Here is a 21,422-nt window from a genome sequence, read left to right as displayed (position 1 = left end):
CACGCTGATCCGGGTCGGGGGACCGTGCCGGACCGGCATGGGGGCGGATTCCGCTCCCACGCCGGTCCGCATTCATGTCCAGCGCCTAGCATGCCCGCCGTGAGCACACTGCACCGCCGGCTCGGCACGGGCGACGCCGTCGTGATCGGCCTGGGCTCGATGATCGGCGCCGGCATCTTCGTGGCATTGGCGCCGGCGGCTGCCGCGGCCGGATCCTGGCTGCTGGTCGGCTTGGCGCTGGCCGGGGTGGTGGCCTACTGCAACGCCACGTCCTCGGCGCGGCTGGCCGCGTTGTATCCGCAGTCCGGTGGCACCTACGTCTACGGACGCGAACGCCTCGGGCCATTCTGGGGTTACCTGGCCGGCTGGAGTTTCGTGGTCGGCAAGACGGCATCGTGTGCGGCCATGGCGCTGACCGTCGGGCTGTACGTCTGGCCTCCCTACGCCCACGCGATCGCGGTGGCCGCGGTGGCCGCGCTGACGGTGGTGAACTATCGCGGGGTGCAGAAGTCCGCCCTGCTCACCCGGATCATCGTGGCGGTGGTTCTGGCGGTCCTCATCGGAGTCGTTGCTGCCGTGGCCTTCTCGGGTGCGACCGACCCGGCCCGGCTGGCACTCGGAGATGCCCGACCACTGGGCGTGCTGCAGGCGGCCGGGCTGTTGTTCTTCGCGTTCGCCGGCTACGCCCGCATCGCGACACTCGGCGAGGAGGTGCGCGACCCGGCCAGGACCATCCCGCGGGCCATCCCGATCGCTCTCACGCTGACCTTGGTGATCTACGCCGTGGTCGCGGTGACCGTGCTCAGCGCGCTGGGTCCGGACCAGTTGGCCAGTGCCGCAGCACCGTTGGCCGACGCGGTGCGCGCAGCGGGTGCCGCCGGGTTCGAGCCGGTGGTGCGGGTTGGTGCGGCCGTCGCTGCGCTGGGATCGCTGCTGTCACTGATCCTCGGAGTCTCTCGAACCACCCTTGCGATGGCGCGCGATCACCACCTGCCGGCCGGTCTGGCCGCGGTTCATCCGCGCTTCGGAGTGCCGCACCGGGCCGAGGTGGCTGTTGGTGTGGTGGTCGCTGCGGTGGCCGCTGTGGCCGATGTGCGTGGGGTGATCGGCTTTTCGTCGTTCGCGGTGCTGGTGTACTACGCCGTCGCCAACGCCTCGGCATGGACGCTGAGGGCGGGTGTGATTCCCGCGGCGGGCCTGCTCGGCTGCGTGGTGCTGGCGTTCGCCCTGCCGTTACCTTCGGTGCTCGCCGGCGCTGCCCTGCTGGCGATCGGTGCCGTCGTCTATGCGGTGCGCCGGTTGCGGTAGGCCTCCACCGCGGTGGGCAGCGTCGGGTAGATGTGGTCCTCGCCGATCTTGTCCAGCAGGCCCGCGGCTTCGAGCAGGACCTTCAATTCCTGCTTGACGCGTGCCATGGCGAAAACGATGCCACGAGCGGCCAGATCGGCACGCAACTGGTCCAGCGCGTCCAGGGCGGTCAGATCGACGTCGACGTTGGCTTCGGAGTTCAGCACGAACCACTCGACGGGGTCCGGGTTTTCGTCGACGGCGGCCATGGCCCGGGCCCGGAAATCCTGGGCATTGGCGAAGAACAGCGGAGCGTCGTAGCGATAGACCAGAAGTCCCGGCTCGAGGTGTGCCTCAGGGTAGTCCGTGATGTCGTGCATCCCGGCCAGACCCGGTACGAAACCCAGCACGCTGTCATGGGGGCGGGCCACCCGGCGCAGCAGGTCGAGGATCGACAAGCCGATCGCGGCCAGCACCCCGTAGAGGACACCGAGGCCGAGCACGGCGACGGTCGTCAGCAGCGCCAGGATGAGCTCGCTGCGCCGGAAGCGGGCCAGCCGCCGGAACTCGCCGAGGTCGATGAGCCGCAACGCGGCGTACACCACCAGCGCCCCGAGGGCCGCGGTGGGGAACTCGGCGAGCAGACCGTGCGCGGTGAGCATCACCACGAGCAGCAGGCCCAGTGCCACAAGGGAATACACCTGGGTCCGGCCACCCACCAGATCAGCCAGCGCCGTGCGGCTGGCACTAGAGCTCACCGGGAAGCCGTGGCTGAGGCCGGATCCGATATTGCAGACGCCCAGCGCCCGCAGCTCCGCATTGGGGTCGACGTACCCGCGTTGCCGGGCGGCGAAGGTGCGGGCGGTCAGCACGGTGTCGGAGTAGGCCACGATCGCGACGCCACCCGCGACGGCGGCCAGCGTGCCCACGTCATGCCACGGGATGAGCGTCAGACCCAAGGCGGGTAGCCCTTCCGGTACCTGGCCGACCACCCGGATTCCCTTGTCCTCCAACGAGAACACGGCCACCACCAGAGTGGCCAGCAGCACCGCGATGAACGGCCCCGGATACCGGGGCAACCAGCGGGCCAGCGCGAGCAGCGCCGCCAGCACCGCCGCCGAGAAGGCGAGGGTGGTCCGTGCACATGGTCGAGCGAGGACACCAGCGAGCGCACCTGATCGACGATGCCGTCGCCGGTGACCGGTGCGCCGGTGAGCTTGCCGAGCTGGCTGCCGATCATGATGACGGCGACCCCGGTCATGTAGCCGATCAGGACCGGCCGCGACAGCAGGTCGGCGAGGAAGCCGAGGCGGATCAGCCCGCCGACCAAGCAGAACACCCCGACCAGGACGGCGAGCATCGCGGCCAGCGCCGCATAGCGGCCCGGGTCGCCACCGGCCAGCGGGGCCAAAGCCGTCGCTGTCATGAGTGCCGTCGTGGATTCCGGACCCGCGGACAGTTGGCGCGAGGTGCCCAGCACGGCGTAGATCGCCAGCGGCAGCACGGCAGCCCAGAGTCCTGCCACCGGTGACAGCCCGGCGATGGTGGCGTAGGCCATCACCTGCGGCACCAGATAGGCGGCCACGGTCAGGCCCGCCGCGATATCACCGCGCAGCCAGGACGGTCGGTACCCCCGGAACTGCGCCAGCCCAGGTGCCAGGGCCGTCCAGTTCATGACTGCAGGCTAAGCCGCTCCGGTCACCAAGACGGACGCCGCGCCGGACATGTGTTCGGCAACAGCCGCGGCGGCCTCGTCGGCATCGCCGGATTCGATGGCGTCGACAATCACCAGGTGCCGTTTGGAGTCCATGTTCTTGATCGCGCGGTCCACCCCGGCGAACATGATCGACATCCGGATGCTGCCCTCCAACGACGACCACGAGTGCAGCAGCGTCTCGTTACCCGACATCTGGCACATGGTCCGATGGAACTTCAGGTCGGCTTCGATCCGGTCCTCGAGATTCGCGGCCGCCCAGCGGTCCATCTCGGCCACCGCCTGCCGCAGCGTCTCAGCGGCCTCCGCCCGGTCCGGACGGTTGGCCAGCTCCCGAGCGGCCAGTGATTCCAGCGCGGCCCGGACCGTGAAGATGTCCTTGATCTCCTTGGCATCGAGATGGCGCACCGAGAGCCTGCCGCGTGGTCCGGCCGAGATCAGGCCCTCCTGCTGCAGTTGGCGCATGGCCTCGCGCAGTGTTCCGCGGCTGATCTGCAACGCCTCGGACAGCTCGGTCTCCACCAGGTGGGTGCCCGGGCGAAGCTGGCCGGTGGTGATCGCCCGGCGCAGAGCGGTCAGCGCCTGCTCACGCAGGCTGGTCTTCTCCAGCCGCAGCAACGACGTCGATTCCACCGACATTCGACGCTCCTTCGACTGTTGACAACTGGCTGTCAACACCTTACAGCCGCTCGAGCACCGTGCTGACGATCCGCGACGTCGACAAGCCGTAGCGTTCGTGCAGCGTCGGCAGCGCACCGGCGGCCAGGAATTCATCGGGCAGACCGACCGGGTGGATCGCGCGGTTCAGTCCGGCCCGCACCACGGTGCCGGCGACGGTCTCGAACAACCCGCCGACCACGGTGTGGTTCTCCAGCGTCAGCACCAGCCGGTCGGCGGCCAGTTCGGCCAGCGCGGTCGCGGTGTCGAACGGCTTGAGCGTCGGGGTGTGCAGCACCGCGACGTCCACCCGGTGGGCGGCCAACTGCTCGGCGGCCTGCAGTGCCCGCATCGTCATCAGCCCGCTGGAGATCAGCAGTACGTCGGCGCCGCCGCGCAGCAGCGCGGCCTTGCCCAGCTCGAAGCGGTAGTCGTATTCGTCGAGGACCGTGGGTACCTGGCCGCGCAGCAGGCGCAGATAGGTCGGCCCAGGGTGCTCGGCGAGCTGCGGGACGGCCTGCTCGATATCCACCGAGTCGCACGGGTCGACGATCGTCAGGTTCGGCATGCCACGGAAGATCGCCACGTCCTCGGTCGCCTGGTGCGACGGACCGTAGCCCGTGGTCAGTCCGGGCAGCCCGCCGACGATGTTGACGTTGAGGCCCGGCTCAGCAATGTCGAGGCAGATGAAGTCGTAGGCGCGGCGCGCGGCGAACACCGAATAGGTGGACGCGAACGGCACCAGGCCGACCTCGGCCATCCCGGCCGCCGCACCGAACAACAGCTGCTCGGCCATCCCCATCTGGAAGAACCGCTCGGGGAAGGCCTGAGCGAAGATGTGCATATCGGTGTACTTGCCGAGGTCGGCGGTCAGACCGACGATGCGGTCATCCTGCTGGGCGGCGGCCACCAGAGCGTGACCGAACGGGGCAGGTGTGGTGCGCTGGCCGGGGTCGGCGAACGAGGCGATCATCGCCGACGTGCGCAGGGGCGCTGCGGAAGTCACGCGGGGACTCCTTCATATCCGAGGGTCAATTGGTCGCGGCACAGCTGCCACTCGTCGGCGTCGATGCGCATGAAGTGGGCCTTCTCGCGGGTTTCGAGCATGGGCACACCGCGCCCGATTCTGGTGTCGCACAGGATGACTGACGGTGCGCCGGTGCTCTGGGCCGCAGCGCCGGCGGCGTCGAAGGCCGCCAGCAGGGCATCGACGTCGTTCCCGTCGACGCGCTGGGTGAACCACCCGCATGCCTGCCACTTCTCAGCGACCGGTTCGGTGCGCAGCACCCCGACGGTCGGACCGTCGGCCTGCAGCGCGTTGATGTCGACCATGGCGGTCAGGTTGCCCAGCTGATGGTGGCTCGCGCCCATGGCGGCCTCCCAGGTGGACCCCTCGTCGAGTTCGCCGTCGGACAGGAAGTTGAACACCCGGGCTTGCGAGCCGAGGTGGCGCAGGCCCAGGGCCATCCCGACGGCCACCGTCAACCCGTGGCCGAGGGAGCCGCCGGAGATCTCCATTCCCGGTGTGTAGCTTGCCATTCCGGACATCGGCAGCCGGGACTCGTCGCAGCCGTAGGTGTCGAGTTCGTCGACCCCGATGATGCCGGCCTCGGCCAGTGCCGCGTAGAGCCCGATGGCGTAGTGACCGGTCGAGAGCAGGAACCGGTCCCGGCCCGGCCAGTGCGGATCCTCGGCGCGGTAGCGCAGTTGATCGGCGTAGACGCAGGCCAGCATATCGGCGGCACCGAGGGCCTGGCCGACATAGCCCTGGCCCTGGGCCTCCCCCATGTTCAGCACATGGTGGCGCATCCGGTAGGCGGCATCCGCCACCGCCTGGGCCCGGCTCATGCGGCAACCTTCCTGGTGTCCAGGGTGCTGGCGGCGGCCAGGTCGGCCAGTTCGCGCTCCCGCGGGCCCCAGGTCTCGCGGGTCAGCAGTGCAGCCACCAGTCCGATGGCGGCGTAGAGGCTGAACAGCAGCGCCGGGCCGAACCATCCGAAGGCCTCGTAGAGCAGCGTGGTGATGAACGGGGTGAAGCCCGAGACCATCGCCGAGATCTGGTAGGCCAGCGAGGCACCCGAGGTGCGGGTGTGCGCGGCGAACAGTTCGGGGAACCAGGCGCCCTGCGCACCGGCCAGCGCGTTCTGGCACACGCCGTAGGCCACCACGAACGTGGCGATGATCAGGATCATCAGCCCGGTGTTGACCAGCAGGAACATCACCACGCCGAACGGGATGCCGAACGCGCATACCCACAGGTACACCTTGCGTCGGCCGATGGTGTCGGTGAGCCGAGCCCACCCCATGGTGGCGAAGATGCCGATGGCCGAGGCAATGCACAGTGCCACAAGGGTTTCCGTCTTGGTGGCCAGCTGGGCGCTCTTGAGGTAGGAGATCATGTAGGTGATCGAGACGGCGTAGCCGGCGGTCTCGGCGATACGCAGGCCGATACCGCGCAGGATGTTGCGCCAGTCGGTCTTGAACACCTCGACGATCGGCGCGCGAACGATGCTGCCCGACTCCTTGACGTCTTCGAACACCGGGGACTCCGGAACCCGGGCCCGGATGATCAGGCCGACAGCGACGAGCACGATGCTGGCCAGGAACGGGACCCGCCAGGCCCAGTCACCACCGAGGTGAACGCTGACCAGGAAGACCAGGTTGGCCAGCAGCAGGCCGACCGGGAAGCCGGCCTGGACGATGCCGGTGTAGCGCCCCTTCTGCTTCCACGGGGCATGCTCGTAGCTCATCAAGATGGCACCGCCCCATTCGGCACCGAACGCCAGGCCCTGAATGATGCGGACCGTCACGAGCAGCGCGGGCGCCAGCACACCCACTGCGGCGTAGGTGGGCAGTAGGCCGATCGCGAACGTGGCCAGGCCCATGATGATCAGCGAGGCCACCAGGACGGGCTTGCGGCCGACCTTGTCGCCGAGGTGGCCGCCGATGATGCCGCCGATCGGGCGGGCGGCGAAGCCGACGCCGAGCGTGGCGAAGGCGGCCAGTGTGCCGGCTACCGGGCTGGAATGCGGGAAGAACGCGGTGCCGAAGTAGAGGGCCGCCGCGGTCCCGAACCCGATGAAGTCATAGGTCTCGATCACGGCACCGACACCGGAGCCGATCGCTACCCGGCGGGCGTCCTTGGTGCCGTGCACCGGGCCCCGCATCGTCAGAGCGTCATCGCTCATGAGCCTGATCCTTTCAAACCGTGAGGTCAAAGTCACTGTCGACGGTTGACAGTGCCCCAGGCCACTCAGTGTGAGCCGCATCATATTCATTGTCAACAGTCAACATCAAAGTTCCGTCGCCAGTTGACTGTCAACAGTCAACGCTATACCCTGTGGTGGCGATCACATCTGACTCAAGGACGCGTTCATGACTTCCACGCACACCCGGCTGGGCTGCTCGACGATCAGTTTTCGTCACCTGCCCCTGCCTGCGGCCCTGGACGTCATCGCGGACCTGGGCTTCGGCGAGATCGACCTGGGCGCACTGCCCGGCGTGTGCGACCACGTTCCCTATCACCTGGACGCCGCCGCGGTGCGGGCCGTCGCTGGGGTGGTCACCGACTCCGGGTTGCAGGTGCGGTCGATCAACGGCGACATCGGCGATCTCAACCAGCCGGTCGACGGCGAGGCGCGGGAGCGGCGCGACGAGCACCTCGATGCTCTGCTGCACCTGGCCCAGCTCACCGGCGCCCGCGCACTCGTCCTGCCGTGCGGCGCCATCAGCCACACTCCCCTGGCACGCCTGGAGGACGACCTCGACCTGGTGGCCGCCGAGTTGATCCGCGCCCAGACCGCAGCCCGCGCATGGGGCGTCGAAATCTGGACCGAGTCGCTGCACTTCCATCGGCTGTGCTGCGATATCGACCGGGCCGCACTGCTCACCGAGCGGCTCGAAGCAAGCGCGGTCGGCGTGGTCATGGACTTCAGCCACATCGTGGCATCAGGCGGGCATCCGTCGGATTTCGTCGCCCGGTTCGCCTCCCGCATCGCCCACGTCCACCTGCGGGATGCGGTGCCCGGCAACATCAACCTCTCGATCGGCCGGGGCGAGGTGGACTTCCGCGGCGGTCTCAAAGCCCTCGCCGACGTCGGCTACGCCGGGCACTTCGCCCTCGAACTCGAAACCCGAGACATCACCGACGACCAACGACCTCGCGCCACAGCAGAAGCGGCGCAGCTGATTTCCGATCTCATCTAGAAGGAGCACCACCATGTCCCAGCTGACCGCAGTCATCACCGGCGCCGCCTCCGAGCGGGGCATCGGGGCCGCCACCGCCCGCCGCTACGCCAGCGAGGGCTGGGCCGTGGTGATCCTCGATCTCGACGGTGAGCGTTCCGAGAAGATCGCCGCCGAGATCGGAAACCAGTACGCGGTACCGGCTTTCGGCTACACCGTCGACGTCACCTCCGAGGATTCGGTACGGGAGGCCCAGCAGGCCGTCGCCGCCGAGGTCGCCGCGGGTAACCTGCCGCCGGTCGGCGCGCTGGCCAATATCGCCGGCATCACCTCGCCGGTCCCCTTCCTGGAGACCACCCTGGACATCTGGAACGCCGTGATGGCGGTCAATGCCACCGGCACCTATCTGGTCACCAAGGCATTCCTGCCGGACATGATCGAGCGCGGCTGGGGCCGCATCGTCAACATGTCCTCGGTGTCGGCACAACGCGGTGGCGGCGTGTTCGGCAAGGTGCCCTACTCGTCGGCCAAGGCCGCGATCCTGGGCTTCACCAAGGCACTGGCCCGCGAGATCGCCGAGACCGGGGTGACGGTCAACGCCGTGACGCCGGGTGCCGTCGACACCGATATCCGGGTGGGCTCGACCGACGAGCAGGAAGCCAAGCTGGCCAAGGACATTCCGGTGGGCCGCACCGCCACCACCGAAGAAGTCGCCGCCGTCATCACCTTCCTGTCCAGCCGCGACGCGAGTTACCTCACCGGTACCACCGTCGACATCAACGGCGGCAGCCACATCCACTGACGGCCATGACGCATCTCTTCAACGACCCGGCCACCTTCACCGAGGACATGCTGGGCGGCTTCCTCGACATCTACTCGCGCTATGTGATCGGCGTGCCCGGCGGTGTGGTCCGCGCAGCCGAAACCCCTTCTGGCAAGGTGGCTGTCGTCGTCGGCGGCGGGTCGGGCCACTATCCCGCGTTCTGCGGTGTGGTGGGTCCGGGCTTCGCCGACGGGGCCGTGGTCGGCAACATCTTCACCTCACCGTCGGCCCAGCAGGCCGCATCGGTGGCGCGGGCCGCGCACGGGGACTCCGGGGTGCTGCTCATCACCGGCAACTACGCCGGTGACGTGATGAATTTCGGTCTGGCCGTCCAGCAGTTGCGCGCCGACGGGATCGACGCCCGCTACGTAGCGGTGACCGACGATATCGCCAGTGCTCCCACCGAGGAGACCACCAAACGGCGCGGGATCGCCGGCGACTTCACCGTCTTCCGCTGCGCCGGCGCGGCCGCCGAGGAAGGTGCCGACCTCGACGAGGTCGAGCGAATCGCCCAGTCCGCCAACGCTGCAACACGGACGCTGGGCGTGGCCTTCGACGGATGCACGCTGCCTGGTGCACAGCGGCCGCTGTTCAGCGTGGCCCCCGGAACCATGGATCTCGGACTGGGAATCCACGGCGAGCCCGGAGTGTCGACGAGCACGATGCCGGCCGCCGCCGACCTCGCTGCCCAGCTGGTCGCCGGGGTGCTGGCCGAGAAGCCGGCCGACGCCGGTGACCGCGTGGCGGTGATCCTCAACGGGCTGGGCCGCACCAAGTACGAGGAACTGTTCGTGCTGTGGTCGACGGTGTCGCGGTTGCTCGCCGACTCCGGCCACACCGTGGTGCACCCGGAGGTCGGCGAGCTGGTCACCAGCCTCGACATGGCGGGCTGCTCGCTGACCGTGATGTGGCTCGACGACGAGCTCGAAAGGCTGTGGACCTCCCCCACCGACACCCCGGCCTACCGCAAGGGTCGAGTAGTCAACGGCGACAGCGCAACCCGTCGCACCACCGCCGTCGAAACCCGTCCGATCGCCGCGGTGCGCACATCACACACCGATTCCCAATCCCAGCTCTGCGGAGCCGCGATCGCCTCGACCATGGGGCGGATCGCCGCCCGGATGGTCGATGCCGAGGCCGAACTGGGCCGCATCGATGCCGTCGCCGGTGACGGCGACCACGGCCGCGGCATGGTGAAGGGCACCGGGGCGGCTGCGCACGCCGCAGCCACCACCGCCGCCGCGGGGGGCGGCGCGGCAGCCGTGCTGCGCGGCGCCGGGGAGGCCTGGGCTGCCCAGGCCGGCGGCACCTCCGGGGTGCTGTGGGGTGCCGCGCTGACGGCGGCCGCGGATCGGTTGGGCAATTGGGGGATGCCCGACACCGCCGCCGTCACCGCGGCACTGCGCGCCGGGCACGACGCGCTGGTGCAACTCGGTGGCGCCCAGCCCGGGGACAAGACCATGCTCGACGCACTGGCCCCGTTCGTGGCGGCGGTGGAATCGTCCGTGAGCGCCGGAAAAGACTGGCGCACAGCCTGGTTGACCTCAGCCGAAGTGGCCGACAAAGCAGCGGCAGCGACCGCCGACATGCGGCCCAAGACCGGTCGGGCTCGCCCGCTGGCCGACCGCAGTGTCGGCACCCCGGATGCCGGCGCGATCTCACTGACCATGTGCATCCACACCATCTGTGACCTTCTGGAGGAGCTCCCGTGAGCCTGCGCATCGTGATCGGCTGCGACGACGCCGGTCTGACCTACAAGAACGTGCTGCGCCGCGATCTCGAGCAGGACGACCGCGTCGCCTCGGTCGTCGACGTCGGGGTCGGACCCGACGAGCACACCGCGTACCCGCACGTGGCCGTCACCGCTGCCCGCATGGTGGCCGACGGCTCGGCCGATCGGGCCCTGCTGATCTGTGGCACCGGGCTCGGGGTGGCCATCAGCGCCAACAAGGTGCCCGGGGTGCGCGCCGTCACCGCGCACGACAGCTTCTCGGTGGAGCGGGCGATTCTGAGTAATGACGCCCAGGTGCTGTGCTTCGGCGAGCGGGTGATCGGCATCGAACTGGCGCGCCGCCTGGTACGGGAATGGCTCGGCTACCGGTTCGACCCGTCCTCGGCGTCAGCGGCCAAGGTCGCGGCGATCTGCGAGTACGAGCCGGTCTGACCAACCGGGGTGCGCGGCGGGTCCGCATGCGGTTGAGTGCTGACCGTGATTCCGCTGACTTGGACGCGCGTCGACACTAACCCCGACGAGGACTTCGTCGTCGCCCCCGACCAACGGCTGAGCTGGCCGCGAACGCTGGGGATCGGGGCCCAGCATGTGGTCGCGATGTTCGGAGCGACATTCCTGGTGCCCGTGCTGACCGGGTTCCCGCCGGCCACCACCCTGCTGTTCTCCGGGATCGGCACCTTGCTGTTCCTGGTGATCACCGGCAACCGGCTGCCGAGCTATCTGGGGTCGAGCTTCTCGGTGATCGCCCCAGTCACCGCCGCCGTCGCCTCGCACGGCGCCGGGAGCGCCCTCGGCGGCCTGGTGGCCGTAGGTCTGCTGCTCATCCTGATCGGGGTGACGGTTCACGTGGTGGGCACGCACTGGATCGAGGTGACCCTGCCGCCGGTGGTCACCGGCGCCATCGTCGCGCTCATCGGGTTCAATCTGGCGCCGGCGGCCAAGTCGAACTTCGAGAAGGGGCCGCTGGTCGGCATCGTCACGCTGGTGCTTCTGGTCGGGGCACTGGCGTTCTTCCGCGGGATCATCGGCCGGCTGGCCATCTTCCTGGCCGTAGCAGCGGGCTACGTGCTGGCGCTGGCACTCGGCGAGGTCGACACCTCCGGGATCGCGGCGGCCGGCTGGGTGGGGCTGCCGACCTTCCAGACACCGACCATCAATCTGGCTGTGCTGCCGATGTTTCTGCCCGCGGTGATCGCGCTCGTCGCCGAGAACATCGGGCACGTGAAGTCGGTCGGCCAGATGACCGGAGTGGACACCGACCCGCTGACCGGCCGGGCGCTGGCCGCCGACGGGGTGGCCACCGTGCTGGCCGGCATCGGCGGCGGTTCGGCCACCACGACCTACGCCGAGAACATCGGCGTGATGGCCGCCACCCGGGTCTACTCCACCGCCGCCTACTGGGTTGCCGGGGTCACCGCGATCGTTCTGGCGTTGTGCCCCAAGGTCGGTGCGGCCATCTCAGCCATCCCGGCGGGCGTCCTCGGCGGGGCGACGATCGTGCTCTACGGTCTGGTCGGGGTACTCGGTGTGCGGATCTGGCTGACCAATCACGTGGACTTCGGCCTACCGGTCAACCAGATGACCGCCGCGATCGCGCTGATCATCGGGATCGCCGACTTCACCTGGAAGATCGGCACTCTCACGTTCACCGGGATCGCGCTGGGTTCCATTGCGGCGCTGGTGGTCTACCACGGGATGAGGGCGCTGAGCGCGTTGCGCGGCGCAGCCCGAACGGGGTGACGTCGGGCATCGTCGATCGGCTCTACGAGACCTTCGACGCCTACTCGCTACCGTCCGACCTGGCGGTCTGCCCGCAGTGCGGACCGGAGTGGTCCGAAGCCGACATCCGGCGCACACCACTGCACTCGCTGTCGCTGCCGCAACTGGAGGCAGTGCATCTGATGTCGATGGATGACAACGCCTTTCGACATTTCTTTCCCCGCCTCATCGAGTTGCTGCTCGACGAACAGTCCCCAGTGTTCGCGTTCGACCTGTCCAGGCTGAAAGGCCGGGTACCGTCGTGGCCGACAGCAGAGAACGCGGTCGTGACGGCGCTGGTCGATGATCTGTGGAGCGGCCTGCTGGCAGGCTTTCCCGCCGACCTCGGCTACTTCTCCGACAGCCCGACCCTGATCGACTTCACCTACTGGTGCGACCGCCCGCTACGCCCGCAGCTGGATCGCTGGCTGGTACTGGACACCGAACCGGCCGCCCTGCACCTGGCCGACCTGGTGGTGTACGTCTTCACCATCGGCGAGCCGGCTGAACCTGCCGTCATGCCAACGGTGCTGGAGTGGCTGCGCCAGCCCGCCGTCGGGGAACGTCTGCTGGCAGCCAACTGCGAAGCAGCCCTGGATCTCTGGACGCTCTGATCAGGATTCAGTGATCACATGGCGGGTGCGGTCATCACGCACCGGCACCCCGTTGCGACCCGAGATGTCCTGGGCGTAGAGCCCGACCGCGAACGCCACACCGCCGCCCTGGATACCCAGGCAGTCGCGGTCGATGCGATCGAGGGTGTCGGTGGCCTTGTGATAGTTCGGGTCGAACGGCGCATCGGCGGTTCCGCCCCACAGCTTCTGCTGATCGACGGTCTTGTTCTCCTCGGCTCCGGAGAACAGGCCGCCGGCCGGGATACCGGCCATCGTGAACGCGTCGTAGTCTGAGCGCCCGTCGAACGACGTGTCCTGCGCGGTCTTTCCGGCCGACGCGAGGTAAGCGACCAGCGTGCGTTCGATCCCCGGAGAACCTTCCGGCACCCGCGGCACATTCTGGTCGCGGCCCGGCGCCGTCGACTGATCCCCGTCGTAGGTGAAGTAGCCGGGGTTGGGCGATCCGATCATGTCGAAGTTCAGATACAGCGCAATGTCCTTGAGCTGATCGACATTCAGCGATTCGATGTACTTCTTCGATCCGACGGTGCCGATCTCCTCGGCGCCCCAGAACGCGAACCGAACGGCGTTCTTCACCTGCGGATCGGGGCCGAGTTGTTGAGCCGTCTCCAGGACCGCGGCCACGCCCGAGCCGTTGTCGTTGATACCGGGACCGTCCGGAACGCTGTCCAGGTGTCCGCCGACCACCACGACATCCTGGGTGGAGCCGGTCTTGGTCTGGGCGATCACATTGCGGGCGTTGATGGTCTTGGTGGACGCCTCGAGTTTGATCGTGGCGGGTCCCGGGTTGGCCCGCAGCCGTGCGCCGTCAGCCTTGCTCACGCTGACCACCGGGATCGTGACCGTGGTGTCCTCGCCGAGAGTGGCACCCATGCGCTCCTCGTCGACGTTATTGGCCACGATCATCCCGATCGCGCCCTCTTTGGTGGCGATCGCCTGCTTCTCGGCGAACGGGCAGCTGCCCCGATCCACCAGGACGATGGCGCCCTTGACCGGCAGGCCGGCGTAGTCGGCGGCCGCGCAACCGGGCGTCTCGTCGGCCGGCGCCGCCACCAGCGGACCGCTGACACCGGCGGGCGGAGTACCCGCGCTGAACTCCAGCGGACGTGCCTCGACGCCGGCCCCGCCGACGGTCACCTCGGGTTTGCCGGTCTGGAAGATCCTGGTCTGGAACTCCGGGGTGGTGACGTCGAAGCCGCGTTCCCGTAGCACTCCGGCGACGTAGTCCACGCTGGCGTCGAAGCCCGGCGTGCCCACCGCCCGGGTGCCGTTGTTGGCGTTGGCGATGTCCTGCAGCTTCTGCAGGTGAGACACCATTGCGTCGGTAGTGACCTGCTTGCGCAGTCCGTCGGCGAACTCGGCGGCGGGTTTCGGCGCGATCACCGGGGCGGCGGAGTCGGCGGGCTTGCTGCAGCCGGCCAGGGCGACGACGACGGCGATGACAGCCGGACCGGCCGTCAGAGCCAGGGGGATGCGCTTCACCGCGCCCAGGGTAGCGCTCGCGCCGCAACGGCCCCGCGGTTACGGTCGACGCCGTGGACCGACCTGCGCACTCGGATGCCGCGCTGTCGCGTCGTCATGCGCTCTTGCTGGCCGCCGCCGCGGCAGCGGGAGCGGCGGTCGGGTCATCGGCAACCGCCCACGCCCAGGCCGACCCGATCGTCGACGACGCGTCGTTGGAGCGGGCGCTGCCGGCCCTGTCGAACTGGGGCCGCTGGGGACCGGACGACCAACTGGGCACCCTGAACTACCTCACGCCCGCCAAACGTGTCGAGGCGGCGGCGCAGATCCGCACCGGGCGGGTGGTGCCACTGGGCTGGGAGTTCGGCGTCGGCACACCCAATCTGCGGGACTTCAGCTACGAGATGCGCAGTTACACCGACGAACCGCCGGAAGAGGCGGGCAGCCTCGACGTCGTCCAACTGAACTGCCACGGCTTCGCCGTCACCCACGTGGACGCCCTGTGTCACATCTACACCCCGGGCGGTCGCGACGGGATGTACAACGGCTACTCGGTGGACAACGCCACCGACTCGGGTAGCGCGGTGCTGGGCATCGAGCACGTCGGCGCGGTCGGCATCGTCGGGCGCGGTGTGCTCCTCGACGTGGCCCGGGTTCGCGGCGGACCGCTGCCGGTCGGCAGCGCGATCACCCCCGACGACCTCGAGGCCGCCGAACGCGCCGCCAATGTCGTTGTGGGCGAAGGCGATATCCTGTTCATCCGCAACGGGGCGGGGCCGGCCAACACCTACCGGCACGGCTCGGGCCTGCACGGATCCTGCCTGCCGTGGCTGCATGACCGGCGGGTGGCAGTGCTGGCCAATGACTCCGACGGCGACGTGCACCCGGCGCCCGCAGGTTTCGACATGTGGCCCGAGCCGGTGCACATGGTCGGTATCCCCTATCTGGGTCTGACGCTGCTGGACCAAGCCGAGTTGGACGGCCTGTCTGCCGCGTGCGCCGAGGAGGGCCGGTGGACGTTCTTCGTGAGCGCTGCCCCGTGGCGCTTCCGCGGCGGCACCGGGTCAGCCGTGAACCCGCTGGCAATCTTCTGACGACAGGGGATTGCCGGACTCGAGTGGCAGGATGGCCCGCGTGACCGTCGCCGCACCCCGTCGCCCCCTGGTCACCTCCACCGAGGTGCTGGTGGCGGGCCTGGTGGTGTGCGCCCTGGCGGGCACCTGGATGCGCGACGGCGTGGCGGGCAACGACAAGCTGGCCACCGCGGGCACGGTGTTCAGCGGGGTGTTCCTGCAGGCGGTGCCGTTCCTGGTGCTTGGTGTGGTGATCAGCGGGCTGATCGCTGCCTACGTCTCCACCGAACGGCTGGCGCGCTGGTTACCGCGTCGGGCACCGGCGGCGGTGCTGGCCGCCGGTGTCGCGGGTGCCGCGCTGCCGGGCTGCGAATGCGGATCGGTTCCCGTGGCCCGCCGGCTCTACGGCGAGGGGCCGGTGGGTGCCGCGGCGCTGACGTTCATGCTGTCCGCTCCGGCGATCAACCCGGTGGTTCTGGTCGCGACCGCGGTGGCGTTCCCGGGGCAGCCGCAGATGGTGCTGGCCCGCTGTGTGGCATCGCTGGCCACCGCGGTGGTGATGGGCGCGCTGTGGTCGCGGTGGGGCCGGCCCGGTTGGGTCACTCGCACGCTGCCGCGCACCCACGATGAGGGTGACTCCCGCTGGACGGTGTTCACCGAGGCGGCGCGACATGACTTCCTGCAGGCCGGCGCCTATCTGGTGATCGGGGCCGCCGCAGCGGCGACCTTGCGGGTTGTGGTGCCGCCGTGGGTGTTCGAGCATGTCGCCGGGAATCTGCTGATCGGTGTCGTCACCATGGCGCTGCTGGCGTTCGTGCTGGCGCTGTGCTCAGAGGCTGACGCGTTTGTGGCCGCGAGCCTGACCATGCTGCCGTTGATCCCGCGCCTGGTGTTCCTGGTGGTCGGTCCGGCGGTGGACGTGAAACTCGTGGCGATGCAGGCCGGATTGTTCGGCCGGGCGTTCGCGGTGCGGTTCGCTCCGGTGACGTTGGTGGTGGCCACGGTGCTGGCGACCGCAGTCGGGCTGGTGCTGCTGTGAGGCGCGAGACCGAGAACGTGGTGCTGCTGATCGTGGGGATCGCGGTGGCCATGGTCACCGTCACCGGCGCCTACACCCGCTACGTCAAACCCGGCATGCTGCCCTGGCTGGCAGCCTCAGCGGTGATCCTGATCGGGCTGGCACTGGTGGCGATCACCCGGGATATCCGCGGCGGCGGTGAGCATCACCATGCGGGGCACACCCACCGCAGCGGCATCGTCTGGTTGCTGGTGGTCCCGGTGATCCTGCTGATCTTCGTCGTCCCACCGGCGTTGAGCGCCAAGGCAACTCCCCCGGCCACCATCACCGTGAGCGAGGCCCGGTCGTTTCCGCCGCTACCGCCCGGCCCGGCACCCACGATCTCGCTGCCCGAGGTGTTGATGCGGGTCGCGGTGGGTCAGGTGGGTGGCCTGGACGGCCGGCAGATCACCACGACGGGGTTCACCATGCACGAGGGCGACCGGGTGTATCTGGCCAAGATCGTCATCTTCTGCTGCGCGGCCGACGCACAACTGGCCCGTTTGCAGGTGACCGGCCCGGCGCTGCCGGAGGTGGCGGGGTTGCCGGACAACACCTGGCTGCGGGTGGAAGGCTCCGTGCCTGCGGGGCAACGGTATTCGGGCACCGATTCCATCCCCCGCATCGAGGTGTCCAGCATGGTGCGCATCGACGCACCGGCCAACACCTACGGCTGATCGAAGCTCGTCGCGATCAGCTCGGCCACCGCGCGCATTCCGTCGGCGTTGGGGTGAAATGGTGCCGGCCGCCACGGCAGCGGCAGGCCCGCGCCGACCGTCCACGGCTGGGCTGACCACGCGTGGTGGTCACGGCTGGCCAGTGCGGCCTCAACCACCACACACTCGGTGTCGTGGGCTGCCTGAGCCGTGATCCGGGCGAGCCGGTCAGCGATGTGGCGGCCGAGGTCGGCGATGTCGCCAGGCAGCGGCGGGGCGGGCACACCCGGCGGCGGCAGCAGAGTCAGATAGTCCACGAACAGGATTCGCGCGTTCGGTGAGCGTGCCCGCAGGGCCTGTCCTACCTCGCGCAGTGAGTCGCCGACGGTGTCGAGGGCCCGCTCACGCGCCACCGGCTCCAGCGCCTCGCGTAAGGCGCCGCCCAGGACGGGCAGCGACCGCACGAGCGAGGGCAGGCTCGCGGCGACCAGCAGTGGCACGTAGCCGACGTCGTTGCCGCCGATGGTGACGGTGATCAGTTCCTCGGTGCCGTCCAGGGCATCGATTTGGGGTGGCGCCCCGCGCTGAGGTTCCCGCAGGATGTTGGCGGTGGTGGCCCCGGAGTAGGTGACGTCGACCAGATCCAGACCGAGCGTCGCGGCGGTCAGGTGGGCGTAGTTGCGCGCCGAGCGGCCCGCGGCGACCGGTGACCCCGCAACCCTGGGTGTGATGCCGGGCCCGGCGGCCATCGAACTGCCGAGGGCGACGTAGCGTTTCGCCATCAGGCGAGGGTGGGGCTGGAGGCTTGCGCCCAGAAGCGCTTGGGGATGCGGCCGGCGTGGCGGGCCAGCAGTCCGGCGGTCACCGCCGAGGCCATGGCCGCGGCCATGGCGGGCGGGTCGGCGGCGCGGGTCACCGCGCTGGCCAGAAGGACGGCGTCACAACCCAATTCCATGGCCAGGGCGGCATCACTGGCGGTTCCGATCCCGGCGTCGAGGATCACCGGGACGCCGGCGGCGGCCACGATCATCTCGATGTTGTGCGGGTTGGCGATGCCCAGCCCGGTGCCGATCGGCGAGCCGAGCGGCATCACCGCCGCGCAGCCGGTGTCCTCCAACCGACGTGCCAATACCGGATCGTCATTGGTGTAGGGCAGCACGACGAAGCCGTCGTCGACCAATTGCTCGGCCGCGCGGACCAATTCGACGGCATCGGGCAACAGGGTCCGTTCGTCGGCGATCACCTCGAGTTTCACCCAGTCGGTGCCCAGGGCCTCACGGGCCAACTGTGCGGTCAGCACCGCCTCGGCCGCCCCGCGGCAGCCCGCGGTGTTGGGCAGCGGGGTGATCTCCAGCCGGTTGAGCAGATCGAGGACCCCGGTTCCGCCCTCGGCGTCGACTCGCCGCATAGCGACGGTGGTCAGCTCGGTGCCCGAGGCGATCAGCGCCTCCTCCAGCACGGTCAGGTTCGGCGCCCCGCCGGTACCCAGGATCAGCCGTGAACCGAATGTGCGGCCCGCGATCGTCAATTGCTTGATGTCAGCCACCCTGCACCGCCGTCACCACCTCCACACGTGCCCCCTCCGATAGCACCGAATCCCATTGCGAGCGCGGCAGAACCGCCCAGTTGACCGCCACGGCGATCCCCTTCTCCGGAATGTCGAGACTGGCCAGCAGCGCCGATACCGTGGTGTCTGAGCCGATCTCGAGCTCTTCGTCGTTGACGGTGACCTTCATGCCCGCGCTCCCACCAGCAGTTCGGCGGCGATCTGCTCGGCCGTCCACGGCGCCAGCAGGAAACCCGAGCGGCCGTGGCCGGTGGCCACCAGGGTGTGCTCGTCGAGCCGCCCGACGATCGGCATGTTGTCCGGCGTCATCGGCCGCAGGCCCGCCGCGGCTTCGGCAAGTTCGTACTCGCCAAGGCAGGGCATCACCTCGCAGGCGTCGTCGAGCAGATCCCGCACACCGGTGACCGAGGGCGCGGTGTCGCGGCCGTGCTCGTACTGGGTGGCACCCACCACCAGGCCGTCGGCACGCGGCACCAGGTAGACCGGCCTGCCGTGCACCCGGGCCCGAATGACCCGCTGCGGCACCGGCATACAGCCCGGTCGCCAGCGCAGCCGCAGCACCTCACCCTTGACCGGCCGCACCGGCAGACCCGGCCACAGCGCGGGCGCGTCGATGCCGTTGGCGATCACCACGGTGTCCACCCCTGCGCGGGCATCGTCGACCCGCTCGACCGGCCCGGCCCACTGCACCCCGAGCTGCTCGCAGTGCCCGGCCAGCGCCTCAACCAGCTTGCGGTTGTCCACCGACAGTTCACCCTCGGCCACAAAGCCGTGCCGGATCCCTTGGGCCAGAAGCGGTTCGAGGTCCCGGGCCGCAGTGGTGACGGCCACCGGATGGCCCTGCTCAGCCAGCCAGTCCGCGACCGTCTTCAGATCGGCGGCATCGGCCCGGTCGACGGCGACCACCAGCGACTCGCGGGCGGTGACGACATCGCCGGGCAGGCCGTCGAGGAAGCCGCTGTACCACAGCCGCAGCGAGTCCACCCCGATAGTGAGTAACTGCTCTTCGCCGGGCCAGCCCTCGCTGCGGGGGGCGAGCATGCCGCCCGCCACCCAGGAGGCGCCAGGGCTGAGCCGATCCCCCCGGTCGCTTCGCTCCTGCCCCCAGGGCCCGTCGCGGTGCACCCGCACCGAGAGCCCCGCCTGCGCAGCGCGGCGCGCCACCGCAAGACCGATGACGCCGCCCCCGATGACGGCCAGCGATTCCACCGACATGTCCCTTTCGCTTCCCTTCGCCGGCATGACCCGGATCAGGTGGTGACGGTCTGGAGGGGTCTGGCCTCCACTCTCAGTCCCGCTCCAGGGACTCCCGTGCCGAACCTCCACGCTAGCCGCTACCGTCGCGGTGTGCACGAACGTCGAACCACACTTGCCGCCGCACGGCTGTACCTGTGCACCGACGCTCGTCGCGAGCGCGGTGATCTGGCCGAGTTCGCCGAGGCGGCACTGGCCGGCGGGGTGGACATCATCCAGTTGCGGGACAAGGGCTCGCCCGGTGAGCAGCGGTTCGGGCCGCTGGAGGCCCGCGCCGAGCTGGCCGCGCTGGAGATCCTGGCCGACGCGGCGCGACGCCACGGCGCGCTACTGGCCGTCAACGACCGCGCCGACATCGCCCGCGCCGCCGGCGCCGACATCCTGCATCTCGGCCAGGACGATCTGCCGCTGGAGGTCGCCCGTGACATCGTCGGGCCCGACACCGTGATCGGGCGCTCCACCCACGCCAGCGGCGAGGCCGGCCGGGCGCTGATGGAGGACGTCGACTACTTCTGCGTCGGGCCGTGCTGGCCCACCCCGACCAAACCTGGCCGTCCGGCCCCGGGCCTGGACCTGGTGCGCGAGGTGGCCGGGCTGCACGCCGATAAGCCGTGGTTCGCCATCGGCGGGATCGACGAGCAGCGGCTGCCGGAGGTGCTCGCGCGTCCGGCCCCGGGCCTGGACCTGGTGCGCGAGGTGGCCGGGCTGCACGCCGATAAGCCGTGGTTCGCCATCGGCGGGATCGACGAGCAGCGGCTGCCGGAGGTGCTCGCGGCGGGTGCGCGCCGGGTGGTGGTCGTGCGTGCGATCACGGCGGCCGCCGATCCCGCTGCGGCGGCATCCCGGCTGCGCGCGGCGCTCAGAACTGCTGAGTGACCGGGGCCGGTGCGCACCAGATGAACACGCCGGCCTCGATCTCCACGGTGTGCGGCCCGGGCAGCCGGCATGCGTCGTGCTCGTGCGGCCGTACCTCGGTGATGCGCAACTGCTGCCAGCTGGCGGCGAATCCCGGATGCAGCGGCAGGTCGGCCACCTCGTCCTCGGCCACCCAGCGCAGCTCCGAGCTCTCCCGGTTGGGCACCGTGGTGAGCAGTTCGTGGGCGTCGGCGACGACGGTGGTGTACGTCCAGGAGGTGTCGCCCTGTCCGGTCACCTCGGCAGTGATGACGGTGGCGCGCACCTGCAGGTGCTCGGCGGGCAGACCGGCTTCCTCGTGAGCTTCGCGCATCGCGGCCTGCTCGGCGGTCTCGTGGCTGTCGCGCGCCCCGCCCGGCAGCGCCCAGGTGCCACCCTGATGACTCCACGGCGCGCGGTGCTGGAGCAGGACCGCGGGGGTGCCATCCGGCTGGGGTGCGCGCAACAACAGCCCGGCGGCGCCGTGCCGCCCCCAGTACGGCGTGCCGGTCTCGGACACCACCCAGCCGTCGCCGTCACCTCGCACGCGTTCAGGATAAGCACGCCACGCCGGTACTCGTCGGCCGATCCTGCCCCATCCGTCACAGGTGCTCTTAGAATTCACTCAGGAAGCGCGATTGGGATCCGGGCGAAGGAAATGAGGTCCGC

General features: G+C 69.6%; 21 protein-coding genes, 1 pseudogene and 1 riboswitch. Of the genes and pseudogenes, 11 read left to right on the top strand and 11 right to left on the bottom strand.

What is annotated here, in order from left to right; translation table 11 throughout:
• Positions 1 to 90 precede the first annotated feature (90 nt).
• Positions 91 to 1,308, top strand: a complete 1,218-nt coding sequence (locus BN3385_RS05445) for an APC family permease (RefSeq protein ID WP_059015583.1) — start codon at positions 91 to 93, stop codon at positions 1,306 to 1,308.
• Here the strand turns inward: BN3385_RS05445 and BN3385_RS05440 are convergent.
• The 5 genes and pseudogenes from BN3385_RS05440 to BN3385_RS05420 form a co-directional block, all read right to left on the bottom strand.
• Positions 1,284 to 2,962 (bottom strand): annotated as a pseudogene (locus BN3385_RS05440) (SulP family inorganic anion transporter). The gene BN3385_RS05445 and the pseudogene BN3385_RS05440 sit on opposite strands and share 25 nt — an antisense overlap.
• Positions 2,963 to 2,971: 9 nt before the next feature.
• Positions 2,972 to 3,640, bottom strand: coding sequence for a GntR family transcriptional regulator (locus tag BN3385_RS05435; RefSeq protein WP_059015582.1), 669 nt, complete (start codon positions 3,638 to 3,640; stop codon positions 2,972 to 2,974).
• A 40-nt stretch (positions 3,641 to 3,680) separates the two neighbouring features.
• Positions 3,681 to 4,631, bottom strand: a complete 951-nt coding sequence (locus tag BN3385_RS05430; RefSeq protein ID WP_082690383.1) for a transketolase family protein — start codon at positions 4,629 to 4,631, stop codon at positions 3,681 to 3,683.
• A 29-nt stretch (positions 4,632 to 4,660) separates the two neighbouring features.
• Positions 4,661 to 5,506, bottom strand: a complete 846-nt coding sequence (locus BN3385_RS05425) for a transketolase (RefSeq protein ID WP_059015580.1) — start codon at positions 5,504 to 5,506, stop codon at positions 4,661 to 4,663.
• Complete coding sequence (locus tag BN3385_RS05420) at positions 5,503 to 6,846, bottom strand: MFS transporter (RefSeq protein WP_059015579.1); 1,344 nt, start codon at positions 6,844 to 6,846, stop codon at positions 5,503 to 5,505. Before BN3385_RS05420 ends, BN3385_RS05425 begins: the two co-directional genes overlap by 4 nt.
• A 187-nt stretch (positions 6,847 to 7,033) precedes the next feature.
• Here BN3385_RS05420 and BN3385_RS05415 point away from each other — a divergent pair, with 187 nt between their 5' ends.
• Genes BN3385_RS05415 through BN3385_RS05390 form a run of 6 tightly spaced genes read left to right on the top strand, consistent with a single transcriptional unit; the run spans position 7,034 to position 12,770 of the window.
• Complete coding sequence (locus BN3385_RS05415; protein WP_059015578.1) at positions 7,034 to 7,864, top strand: sugar phosphate isomerase/epimerase family protein; 831 nt, start codon at positions 7,034 to 7,036, stop codon at positions 7,862 to 7,864.
• Positions 7,865 to 7,877: 13 nt separating this feature from the next.
• Positions 7,878 to 8,645 (top strand): SDR family NAD(P)-dependent oxidoreductase, encoded by a 768-nt coding sequence (locus tag BN3385_RS05410; RefSeq protein WP_059015577.1) that lies wholly within the window; start codon positions 7,878 to 7,880, stop codon positions 8,643 to 8,645.
• 5 nt (positions 8,646 to 8,650) lie between these two features.
• A complete protein-coding gene (locus tag BN3385_RS05405; RefSeq protein WP_059015576.1) occupies positions 8,651 to 10,378 on the top strand; it encodes a dihydroxyacetone kinase family protein in 1,728 nt (575 codons plus the stop codon).
• Entirely contained in the window at positions 10,375 to 10,830 is a 456-nt protein-coding gene (locus BN3385_RS05400) for a ribose-5-phosphate isomerase (RefSeq protein WP_059015575.1), read from the top strand. The genes BN3385_RS05405 and BN3385_RS05400 overlap by 4 nt, the downstream gene beginning before the upstream one ends.
• A 45-nt stretch (positions 10,831 to 10,875) precedes the next feature.
• Entirely contained in the window at positions 10,876 to 12,138 is a 1,263-nt protein-coding gene (locus BN3385_RS05395) for a uracil-xanthine permease family protein (RefSeq protein WP_059016430.1), read from the top strand.
• Positions 12,135 to 12,770 (top strand): hypothetical protein, encoded by a 636-nt coding sequence (locus BN3385_RS05390; RefSeq protein ID WP_059015574.1) that lies wholly within the window; start codon positions 12,135 to 12,137, stop codon positions 12,768 to 12,770. Before BN3385_RS05395 ends, BN3385_RS05390 begins: the two co-directional genes overlap by 4 nt.
• Here the strand turns inward: BN3385_RS05390 and BN3385_RS05385 are convergent, their stop codons facing one another.
• Complete coding sequence (locus BN3385_RS05385) at positions 12,771 to 14,264, bottom strand: M28 family metallopeptidase (protein ID WP_082690382.1); 1,494 nt, start codon at positions 14,262 to 14,264, stop codon at positions 12,771 to 12,773.
• A 62-nt stretch (positions 14,265 to 14,326) separates the two neighbouring features.
• Between BN3385_RS05385 and BN3385_RS05380 the strand changes: the two genes are divergently transcribed.
• The 3 genes from BN3385_RS05380 to BN3385_RS05370 are packed head-to-tail and all read left to right on the top strand — an operon-like array spanning position 14,327 to position 17,059.
• Positions 14,327 to 15,346 carry a cyclase family protein gene (locus BN3385_RS05380; RefSeq protein WP_059015573.1) on the top strand — a complete coding sequence of 340 codons (1,020 nt, stop codon included), beginning with the start codon at positions 14,327 to 14,329 and terminating at the stop codon, positions 15,344 to 15,346.
• Positions 15,347 to 15,386: 40 nt separating this feature from the next.
• The gene (locus tag BN3385_RS05375) at positions 15,387 to 16,364 is read left to right on the top strand and encodes a permease (protein WP_059016427.1); all 978 of its coding nucleotides are present in this window, start codon (positions 15,387 to 15,389) and stop codon (positions 16,362 to 16,364) included.
• Positions 16,361 to 17,059, top strand: coding sequence for a TIGR03943 family putative permease subunit (locus tag BN3385_RS05370; RefSeq protein ID WP_059015572.1), 699 nt, complete (start codon positions 16,361 to 16,363; stop codon positions 17,057 to 17,059). The genes BN3385_RS05375 and BN3385_RS05370 overlap by 4 nt, the downstream gene beginning before the upstream one ends.
• Here the strand turns inward: BN3385_RS05370 and BN3385_RS05365 are convergent.
• The 4 genes from BN3385_RS05365 to thiO form a co-directional block, all read right to left on the bottom strand.
• Entirely contained in the window at positions 17,050 to 17,820 is a 771-nt protein-coding gene (locus BN3385_RS05365; RefSeq protein WP_059015571.1) for an SGNH/GDSL hydrolase family protein, read from the bottom strand. The genes BN3385_RS05370 and BN3385_RS05365 overlap by 10 nt on opposite strands.
• Entirely contained in the window at positions 17,820 to 18,575 is a 756-nt protein-coding gene (locus BN3385_RS05360; RefSeq protein WP_502688052.1) for a thiazole synthase, read from the bottom strand. The genes BN3385_RS05365 and BN3385_RS05360 overlap by 1 nt, the downstream gene beginning before the upstream one ends.
• A 1-nt stretch (position 18,576) precedes the next feature.
• On the bottom strand, positions 18,577 to 18,774 hold the full coding sequence (gene thiS / locus BN3385_RS05355) for a sulfur carrier protein ThiS (RefSeq protein ID WP_059015569.1): 198 nt from the start codon (positions 18,772 to 18,774) through the stop codon (positions 18,577 to 18,579).
• On the bottom strand, positions 18,771 to 19,847 hold the full coding sequence (gene thiO, locus BN3385_RS05350) for a glycine oxidase ThiO (protein ID WP_502688039.1): 1,077 nt from the start codon (positions 19,845 to 19,847) through the stop codon (positions 18,771 to 18,773). The genes thiS and thiO overlap by 4 nt, the downstream gene beginning before the upstream one ends.
• Positions 19,816 to 19,928: riboswitch (TPP riboswitch) on the bottom strand. It overlaps the preceding gene by 32 nt.
• Before the next feature lie 24 nt (positions 19,929 to 19,952).
• Between thiO and thiE the strand changes: the two genes are divergently transcribed.
• Complete coding sequence (thiE, locus tag BN3385_RS05345; RefSeq protein WP_059015567.1) at positions 19,953 to 20,735, top strand: thiamine phosphate synthase; 783 nt, start codon at positions 19,953 to 19,955, stop codon at positions 20,733 to 20,735.
• On the opposite strand, the gene BN3385_RS05340 is transcribed toward thiE, so the two are convergent.
• A complete protein-coding gene (locus tag BN3385_RS05340) occupies positions 20,719 to 21,300 on the bottom strand; it encodes an NUDIX hydrolase (RefSeq protein WP_059015566.1) in 582 nt (193 codons plus the stop codon). The two genes, thiE and BN3385_RS05340, sit on opposite strands and share 17 nt — an antisense overlap.
• Between the last annotated feature and the right edge of the window lie 122 nt (positions 21,301 to 21,422).

Source organism: Mycobacterium sp. M26 (assembly GCF_001494595.1).
Taxonomy (GTDB): domain Bacteria; phylum Actinomycetota; class Actinomycetes; order Mycobacteriales; family Mycobacteriaceae; genus Mycobacterium.
This window is presented reverse-complemented; position numbering and strand designations above follow the sequence as displayed.